The organism is Flavobacterium sp. WC2409 (assembly GCF_041200085.1).
Lineage (GTDB): Bacteria > Bacteroidota > Bacteroidia > Flavobacteriales > Flavobacteriaceae > Flavobacterium.
In genome coordinates this window covers 909,313-924,394 of record NZ_CP165625.1, presented here as the reverse complement: position 1 = coordinate 924,394, position 15,082 = coordinate 909,313, and the positions used below count along the sequence as shown (strand labels likewise).

Sequence of the window (15,082 nt, the reverse complement as noted above, 5' to 3'; positions counted from 1 at the left end):
CTTGAAACGGTAAACTTGAAACTATAAAATTATGGAACTAACGAGATTAATAGTAAAAGGAGGCGTTATTTCACCTGGTGAATTACGAAACATTGTAAATATGGGCTTGGAACAAGGGCTCAAAGATTTTTCTTTTGGATCCAGACAAGATATTATTTTTCCAAAAGGATTTAATAATTTATATACGGATACAAAAGAAGGACATCAAGTTATTTTTCCAGATCAAAAAAGCGGGAATAACATTGTTTCTTCTTATGTCTCTACCGATATTTTTAGAAATACAAATTGGCTTACAGGAAACAAATTCCTTTATATATTAGAACAATTCAAAGAACATCCTGTATTAAAAGTGAACATTACCGACCCTAAACAGCAGTTGGTTCCTTTGTTTACAGGACATATTAACTTTATAGCTTCAGAGCATGAAGATTACTGGTTTCTATACATTCGCTTGCCCAATTGGGAGCGCATGGAAGTGTATCCAGTATTAATTTACAGCTGGGATATTTCAAAATTTTATTATGAAATAGAACGCATTGTAAGCGAAGAATCTTGCGGAATTGACATGATTTTTAGTTTGGTGAGTGAAGCTTTGGATACCAATAATAGAACCATTGACAAACCTTTAAACATACCCTTTTATCCGTTTCCTTACTATGAAGGAATGAATCGATTGGGTATAGATCAATATTGGTTGGGTTTGTATTGGAGAAACAACTTATACGATTTAGAGTTCTTAAAAGAAATGTGCGATTTGTGTTTTGACTGTAAAATAGGAAAAATATGTATTACACCTTGGAAATCATTTGTGGTAAAAGGAATCCCAAAAGACCGCAAATTAGACTGGGAAAAATTCTTAGGAAAGAAAGGAATCAATGTCCGTCATTCGTTATTAGAACTCAACTGGCATTTACCAGTAGCGATGGATTGGGCGTTGAATCTAAAAACGTTCTTAGTTCGTACTTTAGATCAATTTGATATTAGTACGTATGGACTTACTTTTGGAATCTCCGATTACAACCGAGAGGGTCATTACTTCACTTCTATTGTCGTAGAAAAAAATGAGATGCCTAAAGATCTAGCTTCCATAAAAATCAGAGATACGTATAATGTGCTTTACGCCAAAAATTTTGATCCTAATAGTCGCACGTATATTGTTCATGCACAAGATGTAGACAAACTGGAATTGCCTACGATTTTGATAGAATTAAGTAGGAAATATTTTGAAGAGTTAGGCAACTCTGTGTCTGAAATTGATACGGCAACAGCAGTCAAAAAAGAAAAAAAAGAACTCGATGTACATCAATGTAAAGAATGCTTAACGGTTTATAATGCCGAATACGGAGATATAGAACAAGGCATTGAAAAAGGAACTTTATTTAAGGATTTACCTGTGAATTATTGTTGTTCTTTATGTGAAGAACCAAAATCCAATTTTATCACGTTAAATCTTGAAAAACTGGATGCGATTTAATTCAATTTAAATAACATTCTTGATTAAATTTTGCAATAAAAACCATTAAGAAAGTAAGACTCATTAAGACTCAATACTAAAGATTCTTAATCTCTTAATGGTTAAAAAACTTGAAATTTAATTGCCTGCTTTTACTTCAAAAAAATTATCTATTTTTGGCCGTTCAAAATCTCTTTTTATTATAAATCATTACAATATGAATACTACTTTCAAAACGGTAAGCTCGTCGCACATCACTATATCCGAGTTAATGCTGCCTTCCCACACCAACTTTAGCGGAAAAATTCATGGTGGTTATATTTTGTCACTTATGGACCAGATTGCCTTTGCATGTGGGTCTAAATTTTGCGGAAATTATTGTGTAACGGCCTCTGTGGATACGGTGAATTTCTTGAAACCTATTGAAGTAGGCGAATTAGTTACTATGAAAGCCAGTGTGAACTATGTGGGAAACAGTTCTATGATTGTGGGCATCCGAGTAGAGTCGGAAAATATTCAAACAGGAACTGTCAATCATTGTAATTCCTCTTATTTCACGATGGTTTCTAAAGACATTGCTGGTAAAAATGCCGCTGTTCCAGGACTTATACTGACTACTTTAAAAGAAGTAAGTCGGTTTCAAAATGCGTTAAAGCAAATTTCTATGAGAAAAGAAAGAGAAGAACATCAAAGTATTGCCTCATTTGGATCTATAGAATCTATTGTAAGTTCTAATAAATATAAAGTACAAGTCGAATTCAATTAGTCCATTTTTGTGAAATATTATACACCCTTTAGAAATTACCGTTTATTAAGTTGCTATCCTTAATCTCCTAAATACCTTAATGGTTAAATTTATTTACAACCAACCTCTAAATAATAAAACTAAAAAAACCATTTAGAGATTAAGGCTCATTAAGTGTCTATCCTTAATTTTCTTAATCTCTAAATGGTTCAAAAAAAAGTATTTTAAAGTAGTAAAACTTTTTCTATAACTTAAAAAATCACTTATTTCAACTTCGTAGTATCCACTCTCGTTGGCGTGTCTTTTCCGCTGATAATAGATGACGAACTAATTGCGATTGCTTTAATAATTTCGGTCATGTTGTCCATGTCTAATGTTCCTATCTCATCACTCGCTTTATGATAATTAGGTTCGTTATCCATTTTTGATGTCGAAATTGTATGCGCCGGAACTCCTTGTCTTGCCAGCGTAGCATTGTCAGATCTATAGAATAATTGTTGTTCTGGGTAGGGATCTGGATGGAATTTAAATTGTGATCCTTCTAAGTTTTTCTGCAAAATTTCACCCATATTCGTTTTATCAAATCCAGTGATGTAAGCCGAGTTTTCCCCCCATTTAGAATCGGTACCAATCATTTCAATATTGAACATGGCCATTACTTGCTCTGGATTCATTTGTTCCGAAAAATATTTAGCTCCATAACCTCCCAATTCTTCTGCTACAAAAGTCGAAAAAATGATAGAACGATCATTATTATTTATTTTCTTGAAATATTCAGCAAGCACAATCACCGCAGTTGTTCCTGCCGCATCATCATTGGCTCCATTGTAGATAGAATCTGTGGCATCATGTGGCACTCCTTCTTCTGGCGAGCCCACACCTAGATGATCGTAATGACCTGAAAATATTACATATTCATTTGGTTTCGTTTTTCCTTTCAACATCCCCACTACATTGTTCAGTTTTTTAGTAGTAATAGTATTGGTTGCTTCAATTTTGAAACGTGTAGCAGTTGTAGGTCCAAAAACAAATACTACCGTATTCTTCCCTGGTTTAGCAGCCATTTGACCAATATGTTGCATATTTTGAAGTTTGGCTTTAAACGACGCATCAACTAAAACCAATAAATTTTTATCGCTTCGGTAATACTCATAAAACTTAGGTCCAAAATTATCTCCAGAACCAATGCTTACCACAGTAACAGGACTCGCCTCTGTCAAGGAAACCTGAGGTTGGTACGAAAATGAAATCATCGACCCCGCATCAATCGCTTTATCATCAATCGTTACTTCCAGACTTTTCCTTTTAGACTCCGTCATTGTAAATTCCTGTCTGTAATCCTTGGCTCCATTAAAGGTTTGTAGCCCTATTTTCTTGAATTGAGACTCAATATAGGCCGATGCCTTATCAATCCCAGGTGTAAAAGCTCTACGCCCTTGCATATCATCTGCCGAAAGTACTTTTTCAATCTCAGTCACTTTATCCGTGCAAATGATTTTATCGATAGACTGCGCCTGCACCATCAAACCAGAACAAAGTACTAGTCCGCTTAAAACAATTCTTTTCATATCTCTAATTTTAAATAATAAACGATTCTACAATAAGAGTGCGATTATTATAATCTGTTACAGTAAAAATAGAAAAAATATAAGTAGTAGCTAGTAAGTAACGGCATAGCCCTCTAATTTTTCTTTTGGGAGCAAGATGGCTAGCCGTTTTCAAGAAGCTCCCCTCCTGCTGTTCGCTGTATTCCCGAATAATAAAAACTACGGCTAAAAAGCCTTGTTTTCTATATCGGGAGATGCCGCTACCATCAGGGCTAGGAAACACGCGTAATTTTCATAATAAAACTACCCAAAAAAGTCATTGCGAGGAACGAAGCAATCACACTAGAATACTTCCTCCAATTAATCAAAATCAAATATAAAAAAACCACACAAAAAAATCCGTGTGGTAATAAGGGAAAGGAGCCAAAATAGACTTACTATAATTTTAACGAACATTTGTTTTGAGCGCTCACTAGAATTTTAATTCCATTTTTATCTTTGCTCTTTTGTAAGGCACATCATCTAAAGTCACAAATTTAAAACCATTTTTTATATACAAATTCAAAGCATTGATTAATACATGATTGGTATATAAAACTACACTTTCCAATTCCATTTCTTTGCATTTGTCAATTGCCGCATCCATTAGTGATTGTCCTACTTTCATCCCTTGAAAACCCGGTTGTACCCCCATTCTAGTAAGTGCGTATTGCTTCTGGGTAATCCTCTCCAAAGCAACCGACCCAATTATGGTGTTCTCATACAATGCCAGGTAGATAAAACCTTCTTTATCTAGTATTGCTTCCGTGGGGTTATTAAAAGCCAGCTTGTCCAGTGCCGTAACTTCAAAGTATTTCTCGATCCATTCGTAATTGATGGCTTTAAAAGCATCTTTAAACTCTTCTCGAAATTTTATAATTTCTAATTTATTAGTAATTGCTGTTGTCATAATTATCCTTATTTAATAGTTGCCTTAGGCAAATATAAATAAAAATAGTTGCCAGAAGCAAATATTTTTTATAAATTTGAATTATGGATGAAAAAATAGTACACCAAATTAGAAGCTTCAATAGAAACTACGTGAGGACGATAGGATTATTAGAAAACACGATTTTGAATACTGGCTATTCCCTAACCGAAGCGCATATTTTAAATGAAGTCACCTCTCAACCTAATTCGACCGCAACAAGCATAAATAAGGAATTAAAGCTAGATGAAGGATATTTGAGTAGAGTTATAAAACGGTTGATTTCGAAATCGTTGATTACCAAAAAACAATCGCTAACTGATAAAAGAGTTTACGTCATTAATCCCACTGATAAAGGAAAAACTGAATATCAAAAATTGGATATTCTTTCCTCCCAAATGGTAATTGCAAATATCGATCATTTAAAGCAAGAAGAGCAATTAGAGCTTGTCGCACTATTAGATAGAGTGCAATTATTACTGAAAAAACAGTAGTGAATTTCTATTTTAGATTTGGAATACAAGTGACAAATGGTTGTTTATTATAGAACAATCAAATCAAGGAATCAATATTAATTCTCCGCTACCGCACAAATCCTTTCGTGTGCTTCATTGTCGTTAAATACCAAACATTCTAAAAACAACTAAATAGTTTTCGCTACTGCGTTCTATGACAAAAATTGCATCACCGTAAGTACTATTCCGTTTTAAAATTGTCAGCTATACACCTTATTTCTTACTCTTCTTTTCTTTAAAGTCCGAAATCGTCTTTCCATCATAACGATACACTCCACTAAAAGATCCAAACCAAATACTTCCATCATTAGCTTCCAATATGCCACAAAGCATTCCCGTTCCACTTGTTAACATTATTTCGGTTACAGTGGGCTTTTTACTGTACAATGACTTTTTATCATAACGGGAAAGTGTCCATCCTCCAGTCCCATTTGGATTTACTGCACCAGTAGTCCAGATGTTTCCTTTTCTATCTTCGATTATCGCAGAAGCACCTCTGTTTGTTACCTTAGTAAAAGTACTGCCGTTATAGCGCCAAAGACCAACTGAAACGACCACAGTATCACCTTTTTTATCTTCGATTATGGATCCACCAAACCAAATAGTGCCTTGCTTATCTTCCATTATCGACCAAACGTTGTTAAAGGCTTTTCCGTCTTTGTTTTTGAAAATCGTAAATGTTTTTCCATCATAAAAACAGGCCTCGCCTCTGGTTCCAAACCATAACTTCCCTGTCTTATCTCCCATAATAGTTGTAATGTCGTTACTAGAAAGCCCTTCTTTAGTTGTGAAATTTTGAAAAGAATTCCCATCATAACGGCTTACTCCACCACCTGTCCCAAACCAAATAACGCCAGCTTTATCTTCATAAATAGACATCACCCGATTATTAACAAGTCCATCCTTGGTAGTAAAATGTTGAAATGATTTCCCATTGTAATAGTAAACACCAGAATCAGTAGTAGCAAACCAAAGGTTTCCGTGTCGATCTTCTAGAACATCCCAGAATCTGAGGAAACCTAACTTAGTTGTGAGATTAGTAAACGATTTTCCATCGTATCGAAATACACCAGCTAATGATGCAGCAATCAAAATGTTTCCTTTTCTATCTTGCTTTACATTACGAACCATTGTGGTAGGCCCGTACATAGTAACAAAATCTTTGCCATCTGCCGTGATACTATCTTTAGCTACGTTTGTTTGATTTTGTTTACAAGAAGTTATAAACACTGACACTAAGAATAGAACAAATAATTGTAAGCGTTTTTTCATTTTGTAGTATTGAATAAGTTATCCTCTGTTTTTCATTGAATAAATGTAGTCCATTTTACTCAATACAAAGTAAAGGGACGAATTGTTTCGTGTAGTTTGTTTTCATTAAATACCAAACACATAGTTTCCGCTACCGCACCAATCCCTTTGTGTGGTTCGTTAAAATTAAATACCAAATATTCTAAAAACAACTACATCGTCAATTAATCCTGCGCTACCGAAAAATTACTATGGCAACTTTCTAACTTTATATTTGGGTGCGGCTACTGTAACTTATGGTTAAGTTAATAGTTCGCTTCAGGGCATAAAAAAACCACGAGAACTAACTCGTGGTTTTTAAATAAAAATTTAAGGTAAAAAGCAATAAATTATAGCGCTATCACACCCACATTAGTGTTTACACCTGCTGTTACCACCACATTTGTTTGGGTTACAGGCAGTAATGGCAATAAAGGCGTTATAGTAAAAGTGTAGATTCCAGGTAAAAGCCCTGATATTTGAAACTCACCTAACGCATTCACACTACTCGAGTATTCCACAGCATCAACAGAGGTAGCTGTTGCCACTGCCAAAGTACCAATAGGCGTAATAATTCCTTTGATATTTCCAGTAATAGCGGTAACTATAGTTCTAACCACTGGTTTTAGTTTGTACGTTCCATTTCCCGTTTTTACAATAGAAGCATTGGCATCAAAATCAAGTAGGATCTCATTTTGAATATCCGCAAGCAAGGTTTGGTGTACTTGTAATTTCAAACCTGATTGTTCCGCACTTGGCGTGTCTAAAGGATAAGTAACACCTCCCACAACCACTGTGTTGTTAGACCCAAGTATCAACCTAATTTGTGATACATTAGCATCACTCAATTCACTCGTAGCAATTAGTGTACTCAAACCATTCGAAAACTCTAAAAGGTTATAAATACCAGCTGTAGTGTTTAATAGTACCGTTTGCCCATTGTTTCCTGTAACTTCCACCGCTTTTAAATCAATGTTTACCTTTTCATAAGGTCCAGGAGCATCTGTCATACGAACATTGTAGGCATAAGTGCCAGAAGTAGAATCGCTGCTACAAGAGTTCACTGTAATTCCAAATACAATAAACGTAGCAATTAAAAGTATCTTTTTCATAATCAAATTGTTAAGCTGTAATTTAATTTTTACAACATTACAAAGTTGATTACTAATGATTTAAAAACTGTTATAAAATAATAACTAAAGGTTGTATAATTTCCATCTAATTAATTCATAGTGATTCTTTTTACGACTTGTTATCGTTAAATATTAGACATCGCTATTTTCCAAATCTTCAATAATTATAAAAACCTCTTTAATGTAAGCTGTATTTCTTTCTCTAGAAACATCAAAAAACCAACCTTTTTTGGGTCTTTTTCCAACCTTGTCAATAAGAAATCTAATTTTAATGTCATTTTGATAATCCAGTAGGTTGTTCAAAAACTGATGCATTGATATTTGTCCACTAAAATATTTTCTAGCGAGGTCCGCGGCATATAGCCTGTTCTTTCTTTCTAAGCTATTTATCATAAAAAGTCGTTTAAGTATTATTTACCAATCATCCTACAGTATTTTAATCTAACGAAAATATTCCCGTTATAATCAACTAAAATTCTGAATAAATCATTCGATAATCAACTCATTTTCAAAGATAAATACTTGATAAATAAAAACTTTACGGGAAACCACATTCGCTTGAAATAAACCACAAAACCTGCGCTACCGCACGAAATGAAATTCGACGAAGTCAATCCTTTCGTGTGGTTCGTTGTCATTAAATACCAAACATTCTAAAAACAACTACATACTCAATTAATCACCGCTACCGCACAAATCCTTTCGTGTGGTTCATTATCATTAAATAACAAACATTCTAAAAAAAACTACATCTACTCCGCTACCGCACGAAATGAAATTCGACGAAGTCAATCCTTTCGTGTGGTTCGTTGTCGTTAAATATCAAACATTCTAAAAACAACTACATGCTCAATTAATCACCACTACCGCACAAATCCCTTCGTGTGGTTCGTTGTCGTTAAATACCAAACATTCTAAAAATAACTACATCGTCAATTAGTCTCCGCTACCGAATCCCTTGCTGTGGTTCAATATCATTAAACAATTAATCCTCATACTAACTTTATTCCACTATTGTCATTGCGAGGAACGAAGCAATCACACTATGATTAACTACAATCCTAATGCTATTTTATTTATAAAATTGATGATGCTATTAAAATACAGCTATTCCGTTTTAAAAGTATTTACCCTCTGCTACCGCACGAATCCTTTCGTGTGATTCGTTGTCATTAAATACCAAACATTCTAAAAACAACTACATCTCCTCCGCTGCCGCACGAATCCCTTCGTGTGGTTCGTTGTTTGTTAAATACCAAACATTCTAAAAACAACTACATCATCAATTAGTCCTTTTTGACCTGCATAATCAATGGCACTGCTATAGACATAATCTTCCGGCTTATAAACTAAACCTTCTTCTACAGGATTATTATGTACATAATCTATCTTTTGTTGAATTACTTTATTGCTCCACAACTCTATTGGTTTGTTGTCGTGTCGCCAGAATTGATGATGTTTGACATTGGAACTTTTCGCGGCTTCTTTTTTAAAAAAGTCCAATAAGAATTCTTTTCTGCTTTCCCTAGGATTCTCTTGTATACTTTTTACAATCGAACGACTAGTAAACCGTTTTAAATCTCCAATTAATAACTCAGGATTTTGATCGTTTATACTTCTAAAAACTAAATGTACATGATTACTCATAATGCACCAAGCATGAATTTCTAATCCTTTGTTTTTTTGACAAAATGCTACACTTTCAAGAAATAAATCTTTGTATTCATTACGAGTAAATACATCTAACCAACCTACAACAGCGAAACTTATAAAATACAAACCCTCTGGATTATGGAATTTATAATTTCTACTCATAGTTACTGCTTTTAAGGTTTAAGTAAATATAGGAAGTTTTGTTTAAAATTATGTTAGTGCTCAACTCACGTACCACACGAAAGGATTCGTGCGGTAGCGGGGGAAACTTATAAAATACAAACCCTCTGGATTATGGAATTTATAATTTCTACTCATAGTGTTGCTTTTAAGGTTTAAGTAAATATTAGGAAGTTTTGTTTAAAATTATGTTAGTGCTCAACTCACGTACCACACGAAAGGATTCGTGCAGTAGCGGGGGTTATAGACTGAATTTTCTATTCATTTCCGATTTTAAATGATCAGTAAATGAACTAGATTTTGCCATATTAATGAGATTTGAAGAGGTGTTTAATTTTAAAAATGACGCTATGTTTTCGGTTAAAAACTCTATTACTTGATTACAAACTTCATCTGTAACTAAATCAAAATTTATACTGCAAATTTGTTCAAATGTTAAGTTTCTTGATGTGAGCGCAAATCGAGGTAGAGCCCATGCCACATGTAACTTAAAATTACCAAGTTCTCTTTTTGTTTCTGGCACTTCAATCGAAAGCCATAAATCATTTGCTCTCTTTTGGATTAAACAACAATTTAAATATCCTTTGAAATTTCGTGTTGAATTAAAAATTTCATTGTAGGTTCTGTCCTCTTTTATAAGTGATGTAGGTTTAGCGCGAGCGCTATGTGGGTCACTATCAGCTATAGCCCTAATAGACTGAGCTGTAAATTGGATGCTAAATATTCTTGATGCTGGTTTTCCTTGATTTTTATAATAATTTTTTCTTCGATCGTAAAAATATCCAGCAGTAAAAAAATAAAGTTCAATATTTCTTTGAATACTATCGGTTGCTCTTAACAACGTTGCTGAAACAGGGTTTTGACTATTCGTAGATGCGATAATATTATCAATAGTCTCTTTGTCATCTGTTATAATTACTTTAACTAATACAGATCTTTCATCGGTTAGATCACCATCATGACTATTGTAAATTGAATATGAAGTTTGAAGACCATTAACAATTTGAATGTTTTCAAGTGATAAATTTGTACCTATTTGATTTGGTGCTTCTGCAATTATTGTTATTCCATTATTTAGCCACCAAAAATCACGATTAAATGTAGTTTCGATTGATTGACTGATTTTTTTATTAACATCAACGGATCCTTGAAAATGACGAATGTTACTTTCGAATAAATCATCTCTAATTTCACCAGATTCACTTGTTAAAAAGGCTTTGTATTTACCTAATTTGACCATTCCTACGTATCCAATTCCATGTATTGAAAAAGAAGTCGAAAGAGGTTGTTCCTTAAATTCTAAAGTAATTCTATCTAAAAGAGTTGTTCTAAAGGATTCCAGAAGTTCTTTTGAGCTGAATTTTAAAAACGAGACCAATTCCGTAGAAAAGGTTGATTTCGTAATTGCGATTAGTTGTGATTCTTTACTTGTAAACGCGCTGTTAATTATTATCTCATCAGCATTACAAGCATACACAAAATCGATTTCAAGTTTACCTCCTTTAACAGCTGTTTTAGTCCAGACATCTCTAATCATCATTGCTTTATCAACTACATTAGAATTGAATCTAGTTAACAATGAATTTTCTGTTGATGCTAAATTAAATAACTCAGGAATAGAGGTTATTAATTTATCTAATGGACCTTCTTTAAAAGAATTTTCTTTTTTACTCTGTGTGAGAATTACTTTGGTAAAGGTTTTACTGTTAAACTTAAATTCTTCTAAATCATCTAAATGTTCAACAACTTCATCATTAACAAGTAAAATCATTGAATCTATACCACCATCATGTCCACCATCAACAACGGAGTTTTGCAAATTCTCAAAAGATAATTTATACGACTTAGTAATTTCATTTAAAGCAAATAATTCAAAAACATCAGAATCTCTTACTGTGCTTAATTCATTATCAGTTTTATATTGACTAAGGCATCCTTCTAGGATTATTCGTTCATTGCTCATATTTTTCATTTTTATCTAAAACGTTCTAGTACTACAGCGAGTTTGGGACTGAATTAAGCCCTATTTTCGGATTTGGCAAATCATTACAAATACAAAACCACCTTTCCATCAAGTCTATTGTTCAAATCCGTTACAGTAACTGTTACCTGCTGGCTTTTATTCTTTTTTTTAGCTCAGATTTAGCTTGTTCTAAATCAATCAACATTTCATTTTCAATTTCTCTTATTAACTTTTTCCCATACTGCCATAAAAACTTATCAATAACGTAATTCGAATACTTTTCTAAACCTAAATCTTTTTTAAATTTTTCAAATGTCGCATAAAACCCTTTGAAATTTCTCGGGTTTTCAAATGAAATTTTTTCGTTATTTCTTTGACCTAAATATCCATTTATGATAATCCAAATGTAACTATCGTAAATTGGTATTTCAAAATCGCTCAAAAAATGAACGTATTTAGATGAAAAAGATAAATTGTTCCGTTCAAAGCATTTTCCTTTGCCGTTTGTCCAATTAACTTTTGATATTTTATCTACAAATGCAATATAATCAGTCATTGTTTTTGGACTTGATTCGGCGCTTGAGATTTTAATTATTTGTTCAACTACTGGATTTATATTAACGATTGCTGTTGAATAAATTTTATTTAATGATGCTACTTTTATTAAAACATTAAATTTGTTTTTGTCGTCATTAAATGTTTTAAATAATTTCAGTAAGTTTTCATTAAGTTCATCACCTTCTTCGACTGAATATAATTTCAGAATTTCATCAATGAAATCTTCTGTTGGTTTTTTTAGTTTCATTTGGTTAAGCTTGCAGGTAACTTGTATATACGCAAAATAAACCTTCATATATACTCCCCAATTTGGTAGATTAGCAAAGTTTCGTTTTACTTCTTATTCCAAATATACCATTTAATCCCCGAAAATTCTGAATAAATAATATACTTGAACTCAAAGATAATTCCTTCTCCACTCTAAACTTTACGGGAAACCACATTCATGCGAATTAAACCACAAATCCCCTAGCCCCGGTAGCAGTGAAAACCCCATGCAGGTAGAAAACGGGGTTTACTGGTGGTGGCAGAGCGACCGCAGGAAGCTCCTGCCGGCGCCTAGTAAACCGGTTTGAGACCCAATGGGTTGTAACGAATGACGGGATGGGCTTCGCTTATTATTATTAAAATATTATTTATTAGAATTAACCTCCTATACTAATCATGGAACGGTTGTCTTGGTGCAAGGCGGGATCGTTTATTTCGTCTATGGAGGTCATGCCGGCTCTTACTTTCATTTTGGTTTGAATGGCGGTGGCAATGACGGTTTCGAGGGCTTGGCCAGAGCGGTAAGCGGTAAGTAAATCGGTCTCGTGGTTAGAGAACAAGCAGTTTTTTATTTTACCGTTGGCGGTCAATCGAATGCGGTTGCAACCATCACAAAAAGGATTGGTGATGGAACTGATAATCCCAAAACTGCCAGCGTAATTCTTGATTTTGAAATCACGGGAAGTGAAGTTTTTATCGTCTTGTAATTTCTCCACATTGGTTTTGGCAAAAGCGGTATGCACCACATCCAGAATTTCTTGCTGTGACACCATCTTGCTCTTATCCCACTCATTACCAGCAAAGGGCATGAATTCTATAAAGCGAATGGATAGTGGCAACAACTGGGTGAGGTTGATAAAATCGATAATTTCGTTGTCATTGAATCCTTTTATCAAGACGACATTGACCTTGACTTGAAAGCCGTTGTGGAGCAAAAGATGCAAATTGTCTATAACGCCTTGAAACTGATTGCGCAATGTGATGGCATTGAACTTGGTCGCTACCAGTGTATCGAGACTCAAATTGATTTTGGTGACTTTATTAGCCTTTAAAACTTCTAGGTGTCTATCGACCAAAATACCATTTGTAGTAATCGAAATCTCGGTGCCTAGAGTGGCGAGTTGGGTGATTATTTCGGGAAAGTCTTTTCGTAATAGTGGCTCACCACCTGTTAATCGTATTTTATTCACCCCATGATGGACGAATGTTTTGGCGATGGCATAAATCTCTTGTGCGGTCATTATATCCGCTTTTGGAGACAATGCGATTCCATCGGCAGGCATGCAATAGGTACAACGCAGGTTGCATTTTTCGATCAACGAAATACGCAAATAGTTGTGGGTGCGCCCAAAATTATCCGTTAAGAGGTTTTTATTTGGCGTCATGATTGTTGCCTTTTAATACGTGAAAAACGTGCAGTGCATGCGGGAAAACAGCATCCATGGATTCTCTAGCACCATTAGTAGACCCTGGTAAAGCCAGCACCAAAGTATTGCCTATCGTGCCCACCATGGAGCGCGAAAGCATAGCATACGGCATGCGCTGTTGCCCATAGGAACGAATGGCTTCCTCGATACCTGGAATGCGAGATTCTAGCAAGGGCTCCAATGCCTCGGGAGTGACATCCCGTGGCGAAAGTCCAGTTCCTCCTGTAAAAATAATAAGCTGGTGTTCGTCCTGCGCAAATCGTGTGGTGCGATCTTGGATGTAATCGACTTCATCAGGAATGATTTCGTAATGCGTGGTTTCTATACCGTAAGAATCTAGTTTTTCGACGATAATTTTACCCGAGCGATCTTCTTTTTGGCCTGCAAAAATAGAATCGGAACAAACGAAAACCGCTGCCTTGATGGGATTAGGAAATGTATTTTTGAAAGACGATTTTCCTCCTTTTTTCTCCACTAGTTTAATGGTCGAAATCTCGATGTTTTTATCGATCGGTTTCAGCATATCGTACATGGTCAACGCCACAATAGACGCGCCGTGCATGGCCTCGACCTCAACACCTGTTTTGTAAACGGTTTTTACTTTGAAAATAATGGCGATGGTGAGTCCGCTAATTTCATATTCTACCGAAGTAAATTCAATAGGAAGCGGATGGCAATCTGGTATGGATAAATGGGTGTTTTTTACCGCAAATAAACCCGCCGTTTTGGCCATTTCGAGCACATTGCCTTTGGGAACGGTGTTATTTACAATGGCATCAATGGTGTCTTGATGACTCACCAATACCGTAGCAGTCGCAGTTGCCGAACGTAATGTACTTATTTTATGCGTAATGTCTACCATTTTTTTTGTTTAAAGTTTCAGGTTTATTCGTTTTTCGAACATCGGTCAACGAATTTCGAACATCGATCAACGACTACTTCGTATTTGTTTTCCAAGTGAATGCTTCGTTTTCGAATATTTCTTTGCCAAAGATGGGTACGTCTTCTTTTATCCAATTGACAATCGATTCGGTGGCTTCATATACTTGTTTTCTGCGTGTGGCTGATACAAACACAAACAAACAAACTTCGCCTGCTTGCACCACACCCAAACTATGGTAAATATGCATGCAGATTAAATCGTATTTTTCGAATGCTTTTTCGCGGATGGCGTCTAGCTTTTCATTGGCCATTTCTTCATAAGCGGTGTACTCGATTGCTTTTACCACTGTATCGCCATGCACATCTGCACGTACTTGTCCCAGAAAAATATTGTGTGCACCAATCGTGTGCTTGCTTTGATGCTTGGCTATAGACTGACCTATAAATTCAGCCGAAATGGGGCCTTCTATAAATACGGTTTTCTTTCCCATGGTCTATTATT

Annotated in this window: 14 protein-coding genes; 3 read left to right on the top strand and 11 right to left on the bottom strand. The window is 34.9% G+C overall.

Going from position 1 to position 15,082, the window contains the following annotated elements; genetic code table 11:
• Positions 1–31: 31 nt before the first annotated feature.
• Entirely contained in the window at positions 32–1,474 is a 1,443-nt protein-coding gene (locus AB3G34_RS04135) for a rubredoxin (protein WP_369753541.1), read from the top strand.
• Positions 1,475–1,670: 196 nt separating this feature from the next.
• Entirely contained in the window at positions 1,671–2,219 is a 549-nt protein-coding gene (locus AB3G34_RS04130) for an acyl-CoA thioesterase (RefSeq protein WP_367768890.1), read from the top strand.
• Positions 2,220–2,461: 242 nt separating this feature from the next.
• Here the strand turns inward: AB3G34_RS04130 and AB3G34_RS04125 are convergent, their stop codons facing one another.
• Together AB3G34_RS04125 and AB3G34_RS04120 are read right to left on the bottom strand one after the other, a co-directional pair.
• On the bottom strand, positions 2,462–3,766 hold the full coding sequence (locus AB3G34_RS04125) for a M28 family peptidase (RefSeq protein ID WP_369753540.1): 1,305 nt from the start codon (positions 3,764–3,766) through the stop codon (positions 2,462–2,464).
• A 451-nt stretch (positions 3,767–4,217) separates the two neighbouring features.
• Positions 4,218–4,694 carry a GNAT family N-acetyltransferase gene (locus AB3G34_RS04120; RefSeq protein ID WP_369753539.1) on the bottom strand — a complete coding sequence of 159 codons (477 nt, stop codon included), beginning with the start codon at positions 4,692–4,694 and terminating at the stop codon, positions 4,218–4,220.
• An 83-nt stretch (positions 4,695–4,777) separates the two neighbouring features.
• Between AB3G34_RS04120 and AB3G34_RS04115 the strand changes: the two genes are divergently transcribed.
• On the top strand, positions 4,778–5,206 hold the full coding sequence (locus AB3G34_RS04115; protein ID WP_367768882.1) for a MarR family winged helix-turn-helix transcriptional regulator: 429 nt from the start codon (positions 4,778–4,780) through the stop codon (positions 5,204–5,206).
• A gap of 234 nt (positions 5,207–5,440) precedes the next feature.
• Here the strand turns inward: AB3G34_RS04115 and AB3G34_RS04110 are convergent, their stop codons facing one another.
• The 9 genes from AB3G34_RS04110 to AB3G34_RS04070 form a co-directional block, all read right to left on the bottom strand.
• The gene (locus AB3G34_RS04110; protein ID WP_369753538.1) at positions 5,441–6,499 is read right to left on the bottom strand and encodes a two-component regulator propeller domain-containing protein; all 1,059 of its coding nucleotides are present in this window, start codon (positions 6,497–6,499) and stop codon (positions 5,441–5,443) included.
• Between the two features lie 368 nt (positions 6,500–6,867).
• Entirely contained in the window at positions 6,868–7,629 is a 762-nt protein-coding gene (locus AB3G34_RS04105; RefSeq protein WP_369753537.1) for a DUF4382 domain-containing protein, read from the bottom strand.
• A 153-nt stretch (positions 7,630–7,782) separates the two neighbouring features.
• On the bottom strand, positions 7,783–8,043 hold the full coding sequence (locus AB3G34_RS04100; protein ID WP_367768873.1) for a hypothetical protein: 261 nt from the start codon (positions 8,041–8,043) through the stop codon (positions 7,783–7,785).
• An 855-nt stretch (positions 8,044–8,898) separates the two neighbouring features.
• Positions 8,899–9,465, bottom strand: coding sequence for a transposase (locus AB3G34_RS04095; RefSeq protein WP_369753535.1), 567 nt, complete (start codon positions 9,463–9,465; stop codon positions 8,899–8,901).
• A 259-nt stretch (positions 9,466–9,724) separates the two neighbouring features.
• Entirely contained in the window at positions 9,725–11,455 is a 1,731-nt protein-coding gene (locus AB3G34_RS04090) for an AIPR family protein (RefSeq protein ID WP_369753534.1), read from the bottom strand.
• A 133-nt stretch (positions 11,456–11,588) separates the two neighbouring features.
• Complete coding sequence (locus AB3G34_RS04085; protein ID WP_369753533.1) at positions 11,589–12,251, bottom strand: hypothetical protein; 663 nt, start codon at positions 12,249–12,251, stop codon at positions 11,589–11,591.
• A 397-nt stretch (positions 12,252–12,648) separates the two neighbouring features.
• Positions 12,649–13,656 (bottom strand): GTP 3',8-cyclase MoaA, encoded by a 1,008-nt coding sequence (moaA, locus tag AB3G34_RS04080; RefSeq protein WP_369753532.1) that lies wholly within the window; start codon positions 13,654–13,656, stop codon positions 12,649–12,651.
• Complete coding sequence (gene moaCB / locus AB3G34_RS04075) at positions 13,643–14,560, bottom strand: bifunctional molybdenum cofactor biosynthesis protein MoaC/MoaB (protein WP_369753531.1); 918 nt, start codon at positions 14,558–14,560, stop codon at positions 13,643–13,645. The genes moaA and moaCB overlap by 14 nt, the downstream gene beginning before the upstream one ends.
• A gap of 73 nt (positions 14,561–14,633) precedes the next feature.
• Positions 14,634–15,071, bottom strand: coding sequence for a molybdenum cofactor biosynthesis protein MoaE (locus AB3G34_RS04070; protein WP_369753530.1), 438 nt, complete (start codon positions 15,069–15,071; stop codon positions 14,634–14,636).
• Positions 15,072–15,082 lie beyond the last annotated feature (11 nt).